The sequence below is a fragment of the Mesorhizobium sp. Mes31 genome, assembly GCF_024519675.1.
Taxonomy (GTDB): domain Bacteria; phylum Pseudomonadota; class Alphaproteobacteria; order Rhizobiales; family Rhizobiaceae; genus Mesorhizobium.
In genome coordinates this window covers 283,398-301,392 of the sequence record NZ_JALJRL010000002.1, presented here as the reverse complement: position 1 = coordinate 301,392, position 17,995 = coordinate 283,398, and the positions used below count along the sequence as shown (strand labels likewise).

The following is a 17,995-nucleotide window of genomic DNA, read 5'->3' as shown; positions in this document are numbered from 1 at the left end:
GGCCAGTTTTCACTGACGTTTCAGTCCCACTGACATTCAAATGCGGCGGCCAGACGGCCAGAAAACTCACCGTGCCGCCAGATTGGCGGCCGGAAAGATCGAACATGTTTCGGTGCCGAAAGCCAGCAGCTTGCCGCTGGCGTCCTTCAGCGTCGCTTCCGACACCGCCAGCGTTCGGCCCTTGTGGACGACCTTGCCTTCGCAGACCACCTCGCCGGTCCTGGGCGTGATCGGCCGCGTCAGGTTCACCTTGAACTCCGCCGTCGTATAGGCTTCGCCCTTGTCGAGCAGCGTCTGCACGGCGCAGGCCAGTGCCGAATCGAGCAGGGTTGCCGCCCAGCCGCCATGCACACCGCCCAGCGGGTTGAGATGGCGCTCGCTCGGCACGCCGCGGAACACGGCGCGGCCTTCCGACACTTCGGTCAACGCGAAGCTGAGCTGGAAGGAGATCGGCGGCGCCGGATACTTGCCGTCGATGATGCGCTGCAGCAGTTCCAGGCCGGTGTATTTCAGGATATCGGCGTGCGGAATGGTGCCGAGGCCAAGCGGCGAGACCCGGCCCGGATAAAGTTCCACTTCGCTCATGTGATGATTTCTCTGGCCGCGTTCTCCTCGGCCAAGGCCTTGCCGCGCGCATGGTGCTTGCGCAACGCGGCAAGGAAGCCGGAGCGGGCGTCGGGCGGCTCGATGCCACGTGGCTCATAGACGTGGCGTGTGAAGAAGAAGCCGGTCAGCCGGAAGGCGTCTTCCACCGCCGCCGGATCCGCCCGCAGGCCGGAGCCGCGCTGCAGGAAGGCCGGCAGCACCAGCATCTTGTCACGCCATGGCGCGCCGGCTTCGCGCGATACCGCACGGCCCGATTTCGGCGAGACATAGGCAAGGTCCTGCCGCGTGCCGGTGGCGGCACACTGGCTGAGATCGAGGCCGAAGCCGAGTTCATCGAGGATCAGAAGCTCGAAGCGCGCCACCAGTTCGCCGGCAGCGTCGGCATCGTCGAGATGGACGATCATCACGGTGAGCGCCTCGTAGAGGCCACCATGGGCGTCACGCTCGGGCAACAGGCGCAGGTGCTGGGCCATGGTCTGCAACCCGTAGACGGCAACGGCACTGTCCATCAGCCGGGCGGCGTTCATCTCGATCGCCTCGGCCTGGAAGGTGCCAAGATGTTCATCGAGCCGCGCCCGCCACAACAGGTCGACGCGATTGCCTGGCTGGAGAACGGGCTGCTGCTTGCGCGAGCGGCCGCCACGGACAAGCCCGAGATGGCGGCCATGCGCGCGCGTCATCACCTCGAGGATGGCGCTCGTTTCGCCATGCTTGCGGGTGCCGAGAATGATTCCCTCGTCGCGCCATTCCATGCCTGGAGCTTTTCACCGGTTGGATGGCGAAATCAAGGTATGGGTTTTGGCATGACAGACCGGCACCGGGACAGTGCATAAAAAAAACCGCCCGCAGCATATCGCTGCGGGCGGGCCTGGTAAGGTCAGTCGACCGTTAGAACGAGCGCTGGAAGCGGAGGATGCCGCCGAGGCTGCTCTTCTTGGTGGCCTTGGTCCAGTTGTTGAAGTCGGCGTCGCCGAACTTGCCTGCATTGAGGTAGTCGACTTCAGCCGTGACCGTAAAGCCGGGCACAACGGTGTAGGCAACGTTGGCGGCAATGCCGAGGTTCTTCCAGTCGTCATAGGAGACCTGGGCATTGAACGCAGTCTTGGCGTTGAATTTGTAGGTGCCGCCGCCCCAGACTGCCCAGTTGCCGCCCCACTGCTTGTAGAAGCCGCGACCGCTGGCATCGATGGCGTTGCCCGCATTGTCGTTGAGGTTGTCGTCCGTGCCGTAACCGCCCATGATGAACAGCGACAGTTCCTTACTGACATTCACGTCCAAACGAACCTTGCCGGCCACTTCTTCATAGTTGCTGTCATAGGCGACGACGCCGGTGATCGCACCCCAGTCGCCCTTGTACTTCAAGCCGCCGACAACATGCGGAACATAGCTATCGATGGTGCCGACCTTGCCGGAGCCTTCTTCGAGAGAGACCACCCCCGAGAGGCCGTTGCCCGCGTCGAAGTAGTACTGAACGACGTTGCTCTCCTGCCCGCCATACGGAACCAGCGTATCCTGTATGACGTTGCCGGCATAGCCGACGAATGTATCGAACGCCGTATCGTCCTTGCCGACTCGCAGGCCGCCGAGTTGAATCCAAGCGTAACGCAGCGAGAGGGACTTGTTACGGCCCTGCCAGTCGTCCGCATTGGACGCGCCTTGATTGAGATAGTCGCCGCTGCTGTTGCCGTAATTGAAGCGGGTCTCGGTGTAGGTCTTGAGGGTACCGAGTTCGGTTTCCTGACCGGTCCAGGTCTTCAGCGTGAAGCGGGTGTTCTTGTAGTAGGTCGAATGCGTGCCTCCGTCCTGATGGTCAGGGACATGGCTGACACCATCGAGCGAGCCGGCATCGCCGACGCCGATGTCGTAACGGACATAGCCGCCGATGCGCAGGCAGGTCTCGGTGCCTGGGATGTAGAAGTAGCCGGCGCCGTAGACGTCGCAGATCTTGACGTATTCGGCCGGCTCCGGTTCGGCGACGACGACAGCGTCGGCGGCGCGCGCGCCGGACACCGCGATCAGTGCCGCGGCTGAGCCGAGAAGGAGGCTCTTGATGTTCATTTTCTGACCTCTCCAGTCATAGTTTTAAATTGGCTTCGGATTTGTGGCTGGCGGCAATGTTTTCCCGCCTCACCCCCACAACGAAAAAGGCTCGCACCGCTCGCCCTTTTCAGCGGCGAACATACCCATCGATCCCCTGCCTTCAATGACGGTTTTTGAAATAACCACGATTCTCTAAATAGATTAATCGCACAAATAACACTAACAACAATGTCGAATGGCACAATTGGAACAGCGTCATATAATCAATATATATTCAGATAGTTTCTCGGCTAATTATATCTCAATGGCGTCATAATTCCGATTATGTACTGAAAATAAGAATTATCTGCCTTTTTATGTGGGAAATACCTAATAGTTTCGTCCAACTCGTCATCAGACGGCAGGGCGCGCCAGATCGCATTCCGGCGTCGTGGCGAAAGGCCGGCAGCGCCTGTCGTCCACGGCTGTATCGACGACCGACTTGCCTGCAAGAATGTGAGATGGTCGCACCAATCGAGGCATTGTCCTGCCGCCGACGACCAGACGCTTTCAAAACCGGCGATATAGGCCCACCCTTTCAGGAAGGTCGGGAATTCAACGCTTAGGCTGCTTTGGAAGCCTCACGCCCCGTGGACGTGGTCGGCTAGCACTTCATCGATCACGTACCGGGATTTTTCAACCTCGACCGGATTGACGTCGATGTGTCCGGCGGCCGTGATCAACGCCTTCCAAAGCGTCCAGCCACGACCCCGCGCCCACATTGCCTCATCGGCGGCAAGGCCGGCGCGAAACGCCTTCCGGCTTTTTCCTTTAAAAAGTGTCCAGGCAATCGCCAGGTCGCAAGCGGGATCGCCGACGCCCGAAGTTCCGAAGTCGATCACCGCGCTCAACCGGCCTTGCCTGACCAACAGATTCCCCCAGCTGACGTCACCGTGGAACCAGACCGGCGCGCCGTGCCATGTCGCGGCAAGGGCTGCCTCCCACACCGCGCTTGCTGCGTCTGTATCGATCTTGCCGTCGAGGACAGCGATCGCTTGCCTGGCTTCGCCGTCATAGACGTTGAGTGGTCCGCCGCGAAAAAAATTGTGCTGCCCCGGTGCCGGGCCGCCGCTGGTATCGATCCGTTGCAAGGCAACCAGGAACCCGGCCAGGTCGGCCGCGAATTGCGACAGGCTGGCGATGCGCTCTCGCTCTGCCGTCTCGCCTTCGATCCATCGGTAGACGGACCAGTGCCAGGGATAGTTTTCGGCGGGGACCCCCATAGCCAGTGGCACCGGGATCGGCAGCGGCAGCAGCGGCGCCACCCTCGGCAACCAGCGATGCTCCTTTTCCACTTGCAGGGAATAGGCCGCGGCGCTCGGCAACCGCACGGTCATCCCGTCGCCCAGATGGAAGGTCCTGTCGTCCCATCCGCCGAAGTCAACTGGCCTGATCGCAAGATCCTTCCAGCGGGGAAATTGCGTGGCGATCAACCGCCTCACCAAGGCTGCGTCGATGTTCACCTTGGGCATGGTCTTTCCGAAACCGGCTCCCACTTTTCGGGATCATGCCCTAATGCGGGAACTCGAGCCCCATCTCGCGGTAGCGCTCGGGGTCGTCGCCCCAGTTCTCGCGCACCTTCACGAACAGGAACAGGTGCACCTTCTGTTCGAGGATGCCTGCTATCTCCATGCGCGCTGCCTGGCCAATGGCGCGGATGGTCTCGCCCTTGTGGCCGAGAACGATCTTCTTCTGGCTGTCGCGCTCGACGTAGATTGTCTGGTCGATGCGCACCGAGCCGTCCTTCTTCTCTTCCCATTTCTCGGTCTCGATATGCGAGGAATAGGGCAGTTCCTGATGCAGCCGCAGATAGAGCTTTTCGCGGGTGATCTCGGCAGCCAGCTGGCGCATCGGCAGGTCCGAGATCTGGTCCTCCGGATAGTACCAAGGGCCGGCAGGCAGCGTTTCGGCGAGATAGTCGAGCAGGTCCTTGCAACCGGAACCGGTCAGCGCGGAGACCATGAAGGTACGCCTGAACGGCACCCTTTCGTTCGCAGCCGCGGACAAGGCCAGAAGCGTCTCATGCTTGACCCGATCGACCTTGTTGAGGATCAGCACCATCGGCTGGCGAACGTCCTTCAGCCTTTCGAGGATGGCGTCGGCGTCGCCCCTGATGCCGCGCTCGGCGTCGATCAACAGCAACACGATATCGGCATCCTTGGCGCCGCCCCAGGCAGTGGTCACCATCGCCGTATCAAGCCGCCGCTTGGGCTTGAAGATGCCAGGCGTGTCGACAAAGACGATCTGCGCATTGTCATGCGTGGCGATGCCGCGCACGATGGCGCGCGTCGTTTGCACCTTGTGGGTAACGATCGACACCTTGGCGCCGACAAGCTGGTTGACCAGGGTCGATTTGCCCGCATTGGGCGCGCCGATGAGCGCGACGAAGCCGGAGTGCGTGGCAGCGGCGTCTGGTGCCGCAGAGCTGTCTTCGGTGGCGGTCATACCGCACTCCCTTCATTGACGCGCCGCGCGTCCGATACGTTGTTCCAGACGCCTTCGCGAACAAGCATTGCCGCGGCGGCGGCCTGCTCGGCCTCGCGCTTTGAACGACCGCTGCCGCTCGCTGGCTGAAATGCACCAACTCGGACGCTGATCGTGAAAAGCGGATCGTGATCCGGTCCCTGACGGCTGTCGATGCTGTAGGCAGGGACAGCACTTGCCGCATGGTGCGCCCATTCCTGCAATTCGGTCTTGGCATCGCGGCGTGCGGCGCCTGAAGCCTGCGAGCGCGGTTGCCAGTATTTATGGATGAAAGCGCGGGCCGCCTCCAGCCCGCCATCGAGATAAAGCACCGCGATCAGCGATTCCAACGCGTCGGCGCGCAAATTGACACGCTTTCGGCCCTCGAGCCCGCGCATGTCCGAACCGGCGCGGATCAGGTCCGGCAGGCCGATATCCTCGGCGATTTCCGCAAGCGCCTCGGCGTTGACCAGCGCATTGAGCCGCAGCGACAGTTCACCTTCCGCAGCATCCGGAAATGCGGCCAGCAGCATGTCGGCGACCACCAGGCCGAGAACCCGGTCGCCAAGAAACTCGAAGCGCTCATAGTCGGTGCCGGCATTGGCGCCGCGCGCACTGGCGTGGGTCAATGCACGCTGCAGGCGCTGGCGGTCGGCAAAGGCGTGGCCCGTGCGTTCCACAAGCGCTTCGGCGAGCGCGTCGGCGGTAAGCCGTTTTGCCGCTGCCATCCCTAATTTACAAAATGGAACAGGCGCGAAGCGCGCATCAAGGACGGCCATTTCCAGATTTCAAGCGGGCTTGCCTTGCCGGCGATCGAGAAGAAAATCAGATTGGCGCGGCCAACCAGATTCTCCGCGGGAACGTAGCCGACGGTGAACCGGCTATCACTGGAATTGTCCCTGTTATCGCCCATCATGAAATAGTGGCCGGGCGGCACGTCGAATTCGCGGGTATTGTCGCCGATCGAATCCGGTGACAGATCAAGCGTGTCGTAGCTGACACCGTTCGGCAGCGTCTCGCGATAGACGTCGATGGGACGATCCGTCTCGGTGATGTCGGGATTGTCGATCTGGCCGGCCTTCACGCGCGGCACGCCGACCCCATTGATGAACAGCTGGCCATCCTTCATCTGGATCTTGTCGCCGGGCAGGCCGATCACGCGCTTGATGTAATCAACGGAAGGGTCCGGCGGGAATTTGAACACCGCCACGTCGCCGCGCTTCGGCTCGGAGCCCCAGATGCGGCCCGAGAAGATGTCGGGGCCGAAAGGCAGCGAATAACGCGAATAGCCGTAGGACCACTTGCTGACGAACAGATAGTCGCCTTCCAGAAGCGTCGGCCGCATTGATCCCGACGGTATCGAAAAGGGTTGGAACAGCAGCGTGCGGATGACCAGGGCGAGCAAAAGCGCCTGGACGATGACGCTGACGGTTTCGCCAAGCCCGCCGGATTTCTTCTCGGATTTTTCAGCCACGCTCATGTCGTCCTCGATTGTGCGTTGGATGGTATAGAGTCTCGGCGCGCGCTGGGCAACGTCAATGCCGGTCGTCAGATGCAATCAATGTGGCGCTTCTTCGACGGGCAACGCCTCAATGATCACAAAGGCTTGAGCGAGCGGGAAATCATCCGTGATGGTGAGGTGGATTGCCGCTCGATGGCCGCTTGGCAGGATTTTGTCCAGCCGCGCCAAGGCCCCGCCGGTCAGCGCCATGGTTGGCGCACCGCTGGGCAGGTTGACGACACCCATGTCGCGCCAGAACACGCCCTGCGCGAGACCGGTGCCGAGTGCCTTGGCGCAGGCCTCCTTGGCGGCGAAGCGCTTGGCGTAAGAGGCCGCGCGGGCGCGTCTCCCCTCCGAACGTGCCTGCTCGACCTCAGTGTAGATTCTCTGGATGAAGCGCTGGCCGTGGCGCTCAAGCGACTTCTCGATGCGTCTGATATCGATCAGGTCGCTGCCGATGCCGATGATCATCGTGCCGTGGTACCGACGCTTTCGGCGGGATGAGACGATTGCGCATGCCGGGCGGACCGTTCGGCCAGGCGCTTGCGCCGCTGCTCGCGGAAAGCGTTCATACCCCAGCGCGTGATCCCATAGAACAGGAGCCCGAAGACCAGCCCGAGCGGTACCGCGCCAATCAGCATCGGCTCAAGCACGGGCTTCCACAATTGCGCGAAGGAAAGCTTGTGCAGCATCTCGCCCAGATGCGCCGGCGGGCCGTGCACCGGCAGGCGATCATGCAGGATGAGCTTGCCGGTCTCCCAGGAAGCGCCCCATAGCAACGGGAAGGTCAGCGGATTGCCGAAGAATACCGCGCCGAGTGCCGCTGCCACCAGGTTGCCGGCGATCACCCAGCACACAACGGCAGCGATGGCAAAGTGGAAACCAACAGGAAAGAACGAAGCGAAGACGCCGGCGGCGACACCGGCCGCCACCGCATGCGGAGTGGCCTTCAGCCGCAAGATGCGCTTGGAGAAGTACTGAAGCGAGCGCGAAAAAGAGCGGCGCGGCCACAGATAGGTACGCACCCGCTCGAAAAGACCATCAGGCTTGCGACGTCGAAAAAGCACTCTGTTCCCGTTCCACGGCTCCCGCACCGGCAACTTCAGCCGGGCGCGCGACAGCCACATCTTGCGCTTGACGATCACCCAATGGCAATCGCAACCTTGATATAGCCATACGCAACCCCAACAACAACCGAAGGCCGTCAGCACAGCAGCCACGTGGCCATAATTTTTGGTAAGGTTCGCCCTCCAACGCCGGACAATCGCGGCGAATTTAAGAAGCCGCTAAGATTTATTGTCGCAGCCAATGCTTCGGATCTTACGATCGGTATTCGCTGACCTCGACCAGATTGCCGTCCGGGTCGCGGAAATAGACCGACATCATCAGCCCTCGCGCACCAACACGTTCGACCGGACCGAGTTCGACCACCACACCGTTGGCTGCGAGACGGGCATGGACCTCACCCAGCGGCCGGTCAGTGATCAGGCAGAAATCACCGGATCCGGGCGTCGGCGACTTCGCCTTCGGCTCGAAGGTGCGGCCGACCTCATGCACATTGATCTTCTGATTGCCGAAGGCCAGCGCTGTCGGCCGGCCCGCCGTATCGATGCGTTCAAAACCCAGCACGCGTTGATAAAAGGCGCAAGTCACTTCCAGCGAGGCGACCGTCAGCACGAAATGATCGATGCCTGCGATCATTTCGGCCTCCTCGTCAGATGTTGCGGCTGCCGGGCTTGATTGCCGGTATGGCGGCAAGCTCCGGCGGCAACCGGTCGGCCGGATAGGCCGGAACCTCATATTCGGCGAGCGCGATCAGCGGCACACCGACGTGGGTCTTGCCGGCAGAACGGTCGATGATGCAGGCGGCGGCAACCACTTCGGCGCCCAATCCGCGCAGGCACTCGATTGTTTCGCGGATCGACAGGCCGGTGGTGACGATGTCCTCGACGATGACGACGCGTGCGCCGGCAGCGATCTCGAAGCGGCGCAAGCGGAACTCGCCCCCTTCCCGTTCGACCCAGATCGCCGGCACGCCGAGATGGCGCGAGGTTTCGTAAGCAGGGATCAGTCCGCCGATCGCCGGACCGACGACATAATCGATCTTGCCTGGCACCGCCGCGCGGATCTTTTCGGCCAGTGCCTTGCACAACCGCTCGGTCTTGTCGGCATGCATGAACACCCGCGCCTTCTGCAGGAAGACCGGGCTTCTCAGGCCCGAGGTCAAAATGAAATGCCCTTCGAGAACAGCACCCGCCTCGCGGAAAATGCCCAGCACTTCATCGGTATTCATCTGCGCCTATCCCTACATAGATTAGCCGTGTCAGCCATTCACACGCCTTGCATCGCTGACGCTCGAATTGTCCTTGAGCTGCGACAGCAGCCGGTTGAGGTGCTTCAGATCCCAAACTTCGAGATCGATCAGCATTTCGGTGAAATCAGGCGCGGTGCGCACCATCGACAGCGTATGGATGTTGGCGTCGTTCGACGCAACAACCTGGGCGATATCGGCTAGCGAACCCGGCGCATTGATGGCGGTAACCGATACGCGCGCCGGAAAGCGCTCCTTGGTGCGCTCGTCAATATCCCAGCGCACATCGATCCAGCGTTCGGGCTGGTCGTCGAAGGCCTGCAGCGCGGGCGACTGTATCGGATAGATGGTGATGCCGGTGCCCGGCTGAACGATGCCGACGATGCGGTCGCCAGGCACGGCCCCTTCCGGCGCGAAACGCACCGGCAGGTCACCGCGCACGCCGCGGATCGGCACAGCGCCGTCCTTCGGGTGGTCCTTGTCCTTGCGCGCGGCACGGCCCGGAATCTGGAACAGCATGCCGGCGGCGTTGCGGATCTTCGACCAGCCCTCCTCGCGCTGCTTGGGCGCGGCCGTGGTGACGCGCTCGTCCTTGTAGTCGGGGAACACCGCCTTCATGACATCGGTGGAGGCAAGCTCGCCACGGCCGACCGAGGCCAGCACGTCCTCGATGTCCTTGCGCGCCAGCCGGTGCAGCACCTGCTTGAGGCTCTCCTTGGTAAAGGTCTTGCCAGCCCGCTCGAAGGCGCGTTCCAGGATGCGGATGCCGAGACCCGAATACTGCTTGCGGATGGCGTTCTTGGTGGCGCGGCGGATGGCCGAGCGCGCCTTGCCGGTGACGACGACCGATTCCCACGCAGCCGGCGGCACCTGCGCCTTGGAGCGGATGATCTCGACCTCGTCGCCGTTCTTCAGTTCCGTCATCAGCGGCATGATGCGGCCGTTGACCTTGGCACCGACGCAGGTGTCGCCGACATCGGTGTGCACCGCATAGGCAAAATCGATGGGCGTCGCACCACGTGGCAAGGCAATCAACATGCCTTTCGGCGTGAAGCAGAACACCTGGTCCTGGAACAGTTCCAGCTTGGTGTTCTCGAGGAAGTCTTCCGGATTGTCGCCCTCGGCCAGTTGCTCGATGGTTCGCCGCAGCCAGGCATAGGCGTTGGTCTCCTTCGAGATCGCATGCGCGGCGCCGTTGGTCTTGCCGCCAGTGTCCTTGTAGATCGAGTGAGCGGCGACGCCATATTCAGCGATCTTGTTCATCTCGCGGGTGCGGATCTGCAGTTCGACGCGCTGGCGCGACGGTCCAACGATGGTGGTGTGGATCGAACGGTAATCGTTCTGTTTCGGCGTCGAGATGTAATCCTTGAAGCGTCCCGGCACCATCGACCATGTGGTATGGATGGCGCCAAGCGCCCGGTAGCAATCCTCGACCGTGTCGACAACGACGCGGAAGCCGAAAATATCGGACAGTTGCTCGAAGGACAGCGCCTTGGCCTCCATCTTGCGGAACACCGACCACGGCTTCTTCTGCCGGCTCTTCACGCCAGCCTTGATCGCATGCTTTTCAAACAGCGCGGACAGCGCCTTCTCGATCTCGGACAGCACATCCTTGTTGCGCTCGAAGATCTCGGCGAGCCGTGCGGTGACGGCGCGATAGGCCTCCGGGTTGATGTAGCGGAAGGCGATCTCCTCCAGCTCCTCGCGCATGCCTTGCATGCCCATGCGCCCGGCCAACGGCGCATAGATGTCCATGGTCTCCTCGGCGATGCGCAGGCGCTTGGCCTCCGGCATATGGTCGAGGGTGCGCATGTTGTGCAGGCGGTCGGCGAGCTTGACCAGAAGGACACGGACGTCTTCGGAGATCGCCAGCAGAAGCTTGCGCAGGTTTTCCGCCTGCTCGGCCTTCTTCGACACGAGGTCGAGCTTCTTCAGTTTGGTCAGACCCTCGACCAGCTTGCCCATTTCCGGCCCGAACAGCTCGTCGATCTCGGCCCGCGTCGCCGTGGTGTCCTCGATGGTGTCGTGCAACAGGGCGACCGCGATCGTTGCCTCGTCCATGTGCATTTCGGTGAGGATGGCGGCGACTTCGAGCGGATGCGAGAAATAGGGATCGCCGGAAGCCCGTTTCTGATGGCCATGCTTCTGCATGGCATAGACATAGGCCTTGTTGAGCAACGCCTCGTTGACGTCAGGCTTGTAGCGCTGGACGCGCTCGACAAGCTCATACTGACGCATCATGGGCGAGATCTCACAGCGGTGAAATGAATCATGCGCCGCACTGCTGTACGGCGCATGTCATAGATAGCCACGAAACTGCCGATACGGAAGGGCCGGACGATTAATCCAGCGACCTTCGCAACAGTGGTTCGCTCTTAGTAATCGTCGCTCTTTTCCGGGGGAACCAGGCCCTCGATGCCGGCCAGCAGATCTTCCTCGGTCATCCGGTCGAAAGTGACATTCTCCTCGGCGTCGTCGGCGTTGGTGGCCGCGACAGCGCCGCCGGTCTGGTCGGCGATCGCCTCGCCATCAGCTTCGGGCTCGTCGACCTCGACATGCTTCTGCAGCGAATGGATCAGATCTTCCTTGAGATCGTCGGGCGACAACGTCTCGTCGGCGATCTCGCGCAGCGCGACGACCGGGTTCTTGTCGTTGTCACGCGGCACGGTGATCGGCGCGCCCTGGCTGATCTGACGGGCGCGGTGGCCGGCAAGGAGCACCAGCTCGAAGCGGTTATCGACCTTGTCGATGCAATCTTCAACGGTTACGCGGGCCATGGATTGCCCCTTTCATGCGATGGATTTGATGGAAAACAGGCGCGGTCCTTAACCTGAACGCCGTCAAAATACAAGCATCATGGCATTGGCGAGGCCGCCAGCCGCCCAATCCCTCGTTCAAACACCTGATTTTGCAAAATCAGGCAGCATCCATGAGCTCCGTACCTCGATCACAATTGCTTGCAGTGCGGCAACACGCCCTTGGATTGCCGTGAAACTGGCGTTATCTCGAATGGTGCCAGGTCAGCCGGTTTATTATGAGCCTGACCGATAGTCGCTTTCGCATTTCGTTTAGACGGCCGCCTATTTCGAAAAGGACTATTTTCCATGTTCGACCCTCGTGAAAAAATCGCCTTATTCATCGACGGCGCCAATCTCTACGCGACGTCGCGCGCGCTCGGCTTCGACATCGACTATCGCAAGCTTCTGTCGAGCTTCCAGAAGCGCGGCTATCTGTTGCGCGCCTATTACTACACGGCGCTGGTCGAGGATCAGGAATACTCCTCGATCCGTCCCTTGATCGACTGGCTCGACTACAACGGTTTCAAGGTCGTCACCAAGCCGGCCAAGGAATTCACGGACTCGACCGGCCGCCGCAAGATCAAGGGCAATATGGACATCGAGCTGACGGTCGACGCGCTGGAACTCGCCGATGTCGTCGACCACTATGTCATCTTTTCCGGCGACGGCGACTTCCGCACGCTGGTCGAAGCGCTGCAGCGGCGCGGCCGCAAGGTGTCCATCGTCTCGACCATGGCCTCGCAGCCGCCGATGATCTCCGACGATCTGCGCCGCCAGGCCGATCATTTCATCGACCTGGCGACGCTGAAGAACGAGGTCGGCCGCGATCCGTCCGAGAGGCCGGTGCGGCGGCCCGAGCCGGCTGAAGTCGACGAGGACGACTATTGAGGGCGGTCGCCTTGACCGCCCTTTCCTCTTCCGAACCCGGCCGCGACTGCCCGCTCTGCCCGCGGCTGCATGATTTCATCGCCGAATGGCGCCAGCGCGAACCATCCTGGTTCAATGCGCCGGTGCCGACCTTCCTGCCGCCTGAAGGTGACGCCGCGGTCCAGTTGCTGATCGTCGGGCTGGCGCCCGGCCTGCGCGGCGCCAACCGCACCGGTCGGCCCTTCACCGGCGACTTTGCCGGCGACCTGCTCTACTCGACGCTGATTTCGCACGGTTTCGCGCGCGGCGAGTTCAAGGCGCGGCCAGATGACGGGCTTGAGCTTGTCGGCGCGGCCATAACCAATGCGGTGCGTTGCGTGCCGCCGGAGAACAAGCCGGTGGGCGCCGAGATCGCCACGTGCCGGACTTTCCTGGTGCCGACGATCGCCCGGTTCCCCAATCTGCGCGCCGTGCTGGCGCTGGGATCGATCGCGCACCAGTCGACCGTGCGAGCGCTTGGTGGGCGCGTCGCCGCCTACCCGTTCAAGCATGGCGGGCAGCAACCGGCCGGCGGTATCACTCTGTTTTCGAGCTATCATTGCTCGCGCTACAACACCAACACGGGTGTCTTGACCGAAGCAATGTTCGTCAGTGTTTTCAGCGAGATCGCGGCGTTCCTGCAGAAATAGAGTCGGGCGGCGGCAGGCTCGTCAGCGTGGCGGCGCAACCAGCGCGTCCAACACCGCCGGACCACCTTGAAGCACATTCAGATCGACATCGCCGTTGATGCCGTCGACACGTCCCCTGTTGTGATACTGCCAGTAGACCCAGTCGTCGCGGTCTGGTTGCAACAGCAATGAGCGAAGCCATAGCGGCCGGGCGGCGATGCGCCCGGCATAGGCATCCGCGGCTTCGTCGGTCAGATAGACGATCGCCGGCTTGCCGAACGCTGCCTCGACTGGAGCGAGAAAGGCGGCGAGTTCAGCACTCAGTTGCTCGGGCGTTGGCCGCTGCGGGCAATTGCCGCCGAACTCGATGTCGACAACCGGCGGCAGCAAAGGCTGATCGTGCGGCACCACCGCGATGAAATTGCGCGCCTGATCGGCGCCAGGCCGGCAGAAGGTGAAGAAATGATAGGCGCCGACGGCAAGACCGGCGGCGCGGGCCTCACGCAGATTGGTGGCGAAGGCGTCGTCGACATGATCGCCGCCTTCGGTCGCCTTGATGACAGCGAAGGCGACATCGTCGGCAGCAACGCGCCGCCAGTCAATCCGGCCCTGATGGTGAGAGACGTCGATGCCCCTGACCGGATATTTGCCGCGGTCCGGCGAGAATGCCCTGAAATAGAGATATCCCCCCGCGGCGACGAAACACGCCAGAACCAGGCTGGCCAAGCTCAAAAGGACAATCCGGCTCTTCAAAACCATACTCTTGGGCTACCCAGCCCTGCGCTATGGCTGCGGGCATTCGTCGCTCGAAAAGCCAAATTGTTGGCTTTTCGTCCGCTTCGCGCACTGCTCCTCACCCACGCTCCTTCAGGAGCCTGCCCTTCTCACGCGACCAGTCGCGCTGCTTCTCGCTTTCGCGCTTGTCGTGCAGTTTCTTGCCGCGGCCGACGGCGAGCAGCATCTTGGCGCGGCCCTGGTCGTTGAAATAGATCTTTAGTGGCACCAGCGTCATGCCTTCGCGATCGACGCTCTGCGACAACTTCGCCATCTCGCGCTTGTTGAGCAGCAGTTTGCGGCGGCGGCGCGGCTCATGATTGAAACGGTTGGCCTGCAGATATTCCGGCAGATAGGAGTTGATCAACCAGATCTCGCCGCCTTCGACCGAGGCATAGCTATCCTGGATGTTGGCCTGGCCCTGGCGCAGCGACTTGACCTCGGTGCCGGTCAGCACCAGGCCGGCCTCGACCGTGTCGAGCACCTCATAGGAAAACCGCGCCTTGCGGTTTTCCGCAACGGTCTTGTTGTTGGGATCGGCTTTTCTGACTTGATTCATGATGTGGAGAGGTGGCGCCTCATCCCTAGTTTATCAAGCCGGCGTGCTTCATGGCCGCATCGATCTTTACGGCCGTCGACTGCTCGACGGTGACCAGCGGCAAACGCAGCACGTTCTCGACCTTGCCCAGCTTCGACAGCGCGTATTTCGCGCCGGAAACGCCAGGGTCCATGAAGATCGCCTTGTGCAGCGGCAGCAGACGGTCCTGCAGTTCCAGCGCCTTGGCGCTGTCACCGGAAAGCGTCGCTTCCTGGAACTCGGCGCAGAGCCGCGGCGCGACGTTCGACGTCACCGAAATGCAGCCGACGCCGCCATGCGCGTTGAAGCCGAGCGCCGAAGCGTCCTCGCCCGAAAGCTGGATGAACTCCTTGCCGCAAGTCGCGCGCTGCTCGGAAACCCGTTCGACCTTGCCGGTAGCATCCTTGACGCCGACGATGTTCTTGAAGTCGTGCGCCAGCCGGCCCATCGTCTCCGGCGTCATGTCGATGACCGAGCGCGGCGGGATGTTGTAGATTATGATCGGCAGCTTGGTCGCCCTGGCGACGGCTGCGAAGTGCTCGTAGAGGCCGCGCTGCGTCGGCTTGTTGTAGTAGGGCGTGACGACCAGGGCGGCATCGGCCCCTGCCTTCTCGGCATATTGCACGAGCCCAACCGCTTCCTCGGTGTTGTTGGAACCGGCGCCGGCGACCACCGGTGCTCGGCCCCTGGCCACCTCGATGCAGACCTTGACGACATGGCGGTGCTCGTCATGTGACAGCGTCGGCGACTCGCCGGTGGTACCGACCGGGACCAGGCCTGTCGTGCCCTCGGCGAGTTGCCATTCGACGAACGCGCGAAAGGCTTTCTCGTCGAAACGCCCGCTCTTTTCGAACGGTGTCACGAGCGCGGTAAGCGAGCCTCTCAGCATGTCGTCCAACTCCTTGGGACTTCTTTGTTTATGCAAATCGTTTCCCCAAAACCGGTATCCACTTTTGGGCGACATGCATCGGTGTTTTGTCGTGCGCGCCTTCTAGCCGAAAGCGAAGCGGCGCACCATAGTCTCGACATTGTTGCGCGGCAAGCATTGCCATGTGCCAGCAAGCGCAATTCGGGCGACCTCGATAACCTTTTGTTTACGGGCTCTTCACGACCTAAGTCTAGGCTTCGAGGCATCTCGGCCTGCTGGTAGAATGCCAGGACAAGGAAAGACATAAGATCATGCCGGCCAGTCGGCCTCACCTCTTCGCGCTGCTTGGCGCCACGCTCGCGCTGATGCCGGGCATGGCGATCGGCGGCAGCGTCGATGTGCAGGTCACCTCGGCGATCCCGCTGCCGGGCCTGCAGGCCCAGGTGCAACCGGATGCCCCGCCCAGCGTCGCCCAGTTGAAGATCGGGCTGGATGCGCTGGCGGCTGGCGACATTCCCGGCGCCCGTGCCGTGCGTGATGCTCTTCCCGCCAACTCGCTCGACCAGCACATCCTCGCCTGGGCGATTGCGCTGTACGGCGGTGACAAGGTTCCGAGCGGAGATATCGCCGCTGCGGCAAAGATGCTGCCCAACTGGCCTGGCACAGTTGCCTTGCGCAAGAACAGCGAGCGCGCCCTTTATCGCGAGAACCCTGCCCCGGACATCGTCATTGCGGCATTCGACGGCAGCCAGCCGTCGACATTCGAAGGCGTGACGGCTCTCGCCCGCGCCTATGTCTCGTCCGGCAACGCCAAGGCGGCGCGTTCGGTGCTGTCACCGTTCTGGCGCACCGCGATCCTGGAAGCCAAGGACGAAACCACGCTGATCAAGGAATTCGGCGGCCTGATCCCGGCCGCCGACCACCGTTTTCGCATGGAGCGCATGTTCTATGCCGATCGGGTTGGCTCCGCGCTGCGTGTCGCCAGCCTCGCCGGCGCCCAACAGCTTGCGGACGCCTGGGCGGCCGCCGACAGAGGCGACAAGAACACCGCCAAACTGCTGAAGGCAGTGCCGGCGGCGCAGCGTTCGGCCGGCTTCTTCTTCGCGCAGGCCGAATATCTGCGCAAGCAGGAGAATTTTGCCGACGCCGCTTCTGTCGTGATGCAGGCACCTACCGATCGCGAAGCTCTGGTCGATCCGGACGCCTGGTGGGTCGAGCGCCGGGTGTTGTCGCGCGAGCTGGTCGACGAGGGCGACATGAAGACGGCGTACCGGATTGTCGCCATGCATGCCGCCGAAAGTGCCGCCAATGCGGCGGACGCCGAATTCCACGCCGGCTGGTACGCGCTGCGTGGCCTGAACGACCCCAAACTTGCTGCAACGCATTTCGTGCGCATCGCCGACCTCGCCCAGGGGCCGATGACCCTGTCGCGTGCCTATTACTGGCTCGGCCGTGCCGCCGAAGTCGGCGGCCCCGGCAACGCCAAGGACTATTTTGGGCGCGCCGCTGCCTATGGCACGACATTTTACGGCCAGCTTGCCGCCGAACGCGTCGGCCGACAGGCGCTCAACATTGTCTACCCGCAACCTGATACCGCCGACCGGCGGAATTTTGCCGCCCGCGAAGCCGTCAGCGCCATCAAGCGGCTGCAGGAGGCCGGCTACGACCGCTATGCCGAAACGCTCTATCGCGATCTAGCCGGGCAGTTGACCAGCCCGGGCGAACTGGCACTGCTCGCTGTTCTTGCCGAGAAGCAAGGCAACCATTTCATGGCGCTGAAGGTCGGCAAGATCGCCGGCGCGCGCGGCATCGATGTCGGCGCGCTGTCGCATCCGCTCGGCGTCATTCCCGATTCGGCCAATATCTCCGGCTCAGGCAAGGCACTGGCCTATGCGATTGCCCGGCAGGAAAGCGAGTTCAACATCGGCGCCGTGTCGAGCGCGGGCGCGCGCGGGCTGCTGCAGCTGATGCCGGCAACCGCCAAACAACTGGCGAAGAAGGCCGGGTTGCAGTTTTCGCAGACAAAGCTGACCACCGACGCCGGTTATAACGCGACGCTTGGTTCGGCCTTTCTTGGCGAGCAGCTTGACCGCTTCAACGGTTCCTATGTGCTGACCTTCGCCGGCTACAATGCCGGCCCCAACCGGGCAAGCCAATGGGTAGCGAAATACGGCGACCCACGCGGCAAGGACATCGATGCCGTCGTCGACTGGATCGAGCGGATTCCCTACACGGAAACAAGAAGTTACGTCCAACGCGTGATGGAGAATTACGAGGTCTACAAGATGCGCATTTCCGGCAAATACGACATTGTTGGCGATCTGGTGAACGGGCGTGGCTGACCCAAGCCGACGGATCGAGAGCGATTTCACCGAAGCTACGACCTCCTCCCTTGCGGAGAAGGTCGGCCGTCTTTCCCTGCCCAGCGCCTATTTGACCCTCCCCGCCCTCGCCTGTAGCAAGTCAGGGAAGATTCGGCGGCG

At 62.2% G+C, this 17,995-nt stretch carries 19 protein-coding genes; 3 read left to right on the top strand and 16 right to left on the bottom strand.

The genetic code is table 11. The features are described 5' to 3' along the window. Positions 1-66 precede the first annotated feature (66 nt). From NR193_RS04070 to rpoZ, 13 genes are all read right to left on the bottom strand, one after another. A complete protein-coding gene (locus NR193_RS04070; protein ID WP_256749590.1) occupies positions 67-585 on the bottom strand; it encodes a PaaI family thioesterase in 519 nt (172 codons plus the stop codon). Next, a complete protein-coding gene (gene recO / locus NR193_RS04065; RefSeq protein WP_256749589.1) occupies positions 582-1,358 on the bottom strand; it encodes a DNA repair protein RecO in 777 nt (258 codons plus the stop codon). The genes NR193_RS04070 and recO overlap by 4 nt, the downstream gene beginning before the upstream one ends. A 136-nt stretch (positions 1,359-1,494) precedes the next feature. Further along, positions 1,495-2,664 carry a porin gene (locus NR193_RS04060; RefSeq protein WP_256749588.1) on the bottom strand — a complete coding sequence of 390 codons (1,170 nt, stop codon included), beginning with the start codon at positions 2,662-2,664 and terminating at the stop codon, positions 1,495-1,497. A 602-nt stretch (positions 2,665-3,266) separates the two neighbouring features. Continuing rightward, complete coding sequence (locus NR193_RS04055) at positions 3,267-4,157, bottom strand: aminoglycoside phosphotransferase family protein (protein ID WP_256749587.1); 891 nt, start codon at positions 4,155-4,157, stop codon at positions 3,267-3,269. A gap of 40 nt (positions 4,158-4,197) precedes the next feature. Beyond that, a complete protein-coding gene (era, locus tag NR193_RS04050; protein ID WP_256749586.1) occupies positions 4,198-5,130 on the bottom strand; it encodes a GTPase Era in 933 nt (310 codons plus the stop codon). After that, positions 5,127-5,876 (bottom strand): ribonuclease III, encoded by a 750-nt coding sequence (gene rnc / locus NR193_RS04045; protein ID WP_256749585.1) that lies wholly within the window; start codon positions 5,874-5,876, stop codon positions 5,127-5,129. The genes era and rnc overlap by 4 nt, the downstream gene beginning before the upstream one ends. Before the next feature lie 2 nt (positions 5,877-5,878). After that, the gene (gene lepB / locus NR193_RS04040; RefSeq protein WP_256749584.1) at positions 5,879-6,628 is read right to left on the bottom strand and encodes a signal peptidase I; all 750 of its coding nucleotides are present in this window, start codon (positions 6,626-6,628) and stop codon (positions 5,879-5,881) included. Positions 6,629-6,706: 78 nt separating this feature from the next. Then, a complete protein-coding gene (gene acpS / locus NR193_RS04035) occupies positions 6,707-7,120 on the bottom strand; it encodes a holo-ACP synthase (RefSeq protein ID WP_256749583.1) in 414 nt (137 codons plus the stop codon). After that, entirely contained in the window at positions 7,117-7,716 is a 600-nt protein-coding gene (locus tag NR193_RS04030) for a DUF2062 domain-containing protein (protein ID WP_256749582.1), read from the bottom strand. Before NR193_RS04030 ends, acpS begins: the two co-directional genes overlap by 4 nt. A 253-nt stretch (positions 7,717-7,969) precedes the next feature. Beyond that, the gene (locus NR193_RS04025; RefSeq protein ID WP_256749581.1) at positions 7,970-8,350 is read right to left on the bottom strand and encodes a VOC family protein; all 381 of its coding nucleotides are present in this window, start codon (positions 8,348-8,350) and stop codon (positions 7,970-7,972) included. A gap of 13 nt (positions 8,351-8,363) precedes the next feature. Further along, positions 8,364-8,942 carry an orotate phosphoribosyltransferase gene (pyrE, locus tag NR193_RS04020; protein WP_256749580.1) on the bottom strand — a complete coding sequence of 193 codons (579 nt, stop codon included), beginning with the start codon at positions 8,940-8,942 and terminating at the stop codon, positions 8,364-8,366. A gap of 30 nt (positions 8,943-8,972) precedes the next feature. Further along, positions 8,973-11,201: a bifunctional (p)ppGpp synthetase/guanosine-3',5'-bis(diphosphate) 3'-pyrophosphohydrolase gene (locus NR193_RS04015; RefSeq protein ID WP_256749579.1), complete on the bottom strand. Its 2,229-nt coding sequence runs from the start codon at positions 11,199-11,201 to the stop codon at positions 8,973-8,975. Positions 11,202-11,335: 134 nt separating this feature from the next. Further along, entirely contained in the window at positions 11,336-11,737 is a 402-nt protein-coding gene (rpoZ, locus tag NR193_RS04010; protein ID WP_091577099.1) for a DNA-directed RNA polymerase subunit omega, read from the bottom strand. Between the two features lie 327 nt (positions 11,738-12,064). On the opposite strand from rpoZ, the gene NR193_RS04005 reads away from it, so the two are divergent. Beyond that, positions 12,065-12,646 carry an NYN domain-containing protein gene (locus tag NR193_RS04005; protein ID WP_056580489.1) on the top strand — a complete coding sequence of 194 codons (582 nt, stop codon included), beginning with the start codon at positions 12,065-12,067 and terminating at the stop codon, positions 12,644-12,646. A gap of 11 nt (positions 12,647-12,657) precedes the next feature. After that, on the top strand, positions 12,658-13,314 hold the full coding sequence (locus NR193_RS04000) for a uracil-DNA glycosylase (RefSeq protein WP_256749578.1): 657 nt from the start codon (positions 12,658-12,660) through the stop codon (positions 13,312-13,314). 21 nt (positions 13,315-13,335) lie between these two features. Here the strand turns inward: NR193_RS04000 and NR193_RS03995 are convergent, their stop codons facing one another. The 3 genes from NR193_RS03995 to dapA form a co-directional block, all read right to left on the bottom strand. Continuing rightward, positions 13,336-14,046 carry a glycoside hydrolase family 25 protein gene (locus NR193_RS03995; RefSeq protein ID WP_256749827.1) on the bottom strand — a complete coding sequence of 237 codons (711 nt, stop codon included), beginning with the start codon at positions 14,044-14,046 and terminating at the stop codon, positions 13,336-13,338. A 100-nt stretch (positions 14,047-14,146) separates the two neighbouring features. Then, the gene (gene smpB, locus NR193_RS03990; RefSeq protein WP_256749577.1) at positions 14,147-14,626 is read right to left on the bottom strand and encodes an SsrA-binding protein SmpB; all 480 of its coding nucleotides are present in this window, start codon (positions 14,624-14,626) and stop codon (positions 14,147-14,149) included. A 25-nt stretch (positions 14,627-14,651) separates the two neighbouring features. Further along, on the bottom strand, positions 14,652-15,533 hold the full coding sequence (gene dapA, locus NR193_RS03985) for a 4-hydroxy-tetrahydrodipicolinate synthase (protein WP_256749576.1): 882 nt from the start codon (positions 15,531-15,533) through the stop codon (positions 14,652-14,654). A gap of 290 nt (positions 15,534-15,823) precedes the next feature. Here dapA and NR193_RS03980 point away from each other — a divergent pair, with 290 nt between their 5' ends. Continuing rightward, positions 15,824-17,854, top strand: coding sequence for a lytic transglycosylase domain-containing protein (locus NR193_RS03980; RefSeq protein ID WP_256749575.1), 2,031 nt, complete (start codon positions 15,824-15,826; stop codon positions 17,852-17,854). Positions 17,855-17,995 lie beyond the last annotated feature (141 nt).

Bases quoted from the DNA above. Each gene is read 5' to 3' on its own strand.
- NR193_RS03980 (WP_256749575.1), top strand. From the start codon at position 15,824: ATGCCGGCCAGTCGGCCTCACCTCTTCGCGCTGCTTGGCGCCACGCTC.
- NR193_RS04015 (WP_256749579.1), bottom strand. From the start codon at position 11,201: ATGATGCGTCAGTATGAGCTTGTCGAGCGCGTCCAGCGCTACAAGCCT.
- recO (WP_256749589.1), bottom strand. From the start codon at position 1,358: ATGGAATGGCGCGACGAGGGAATCATTCTCGGCACCCGCAAGCATGGC.
- lepB (WP_256749584.1), bottom strand. From the start codon at position 6,628: ATGAGCGTGGCTGAAAAATCCGAGAAGAAATCCGGCGGGCTTGGCGAA.
- rpoZ (WP_091577099.1), bottom strand. From the start codon at position 11,737: ATGGCCCGCGTAACCGTTGAAGATTGCATCGACAAGGTCGATAACCGC.
- NR193_RS04005 (WP_056580489.1), top strand. From the start codon at position 12,065: ATGTTCGACCCTCGTGAAAAAATCGCCTTATTCATCGACGGCGCCAAT.
- rnc (WP_256749585.1), bottom strand. From the start codon at position 5,876: ATGGCAGCGGCAAAACGGCTTACCGCCGACGCGCTCGCCGAAGCGCTT.
- NR193_RS04060 (WP_256749588.1), bottom strand. From the start codon at position 2,664: ATGAACATCAAGAGCCTCCTTCTCGGCTCAGCCGCGGCACTGATCGCG.
- NR193_RS04025 (WP_256749581.1), bottom strand. From the start codon at position 8,350: ATGATCGCAGGCATCGATCATTTCGTGCTGACGGTCGCCTCGCTGGAA.
- smpB (WP_256749577.1), bottom strand. From the start codon at position 14,626: ATGAATCAAGTCAGAAAAGCCGATCCCAACAACAAGACCGTTGCGGAA.
- era (WP_256749586.1), bottom strand. From the start codon at position 5,130: ATGACCGCCACCGAAGACAGCTCTGCGGCACCAGACGCCGCTGCCACG.
- NR193_RS04070 (WP_256749590.1), bottom strand. From the start codon at position 585: ATGAGCGAAGTGGAACTTTATCCGGGCCGGGTCTCGCCGCTTGGCCTC.
- NR193_RS04055 (WP_256749587.1), bottom strand. From the start codon at position 4,157: ATGCCCAAGGTGAACATCGACGCAGCCTTGGTGAGGCGGTTGATCGCC.
- dapA (WP_256749576.1), bottom strand. From the start codon at position 15,533: ATGCTGAGAGGCTCGCTTACCGCGCTCGTGACACCGTTCGAAAAGAGC.
- acpS (WP_256749583.1), bottom strand. From the start codon at position 7,120: ATGATCATCGGCATCGGCAGCGACCTGATCGATATCAGACGCATCGAG.
- pyrE (WP_256749580.1), bottom strand. From the start codon at position 8,942: ATGAATACCGATGAAGTGCTGGGCATTTTCCGCGAGGCGGGTGCTGTT.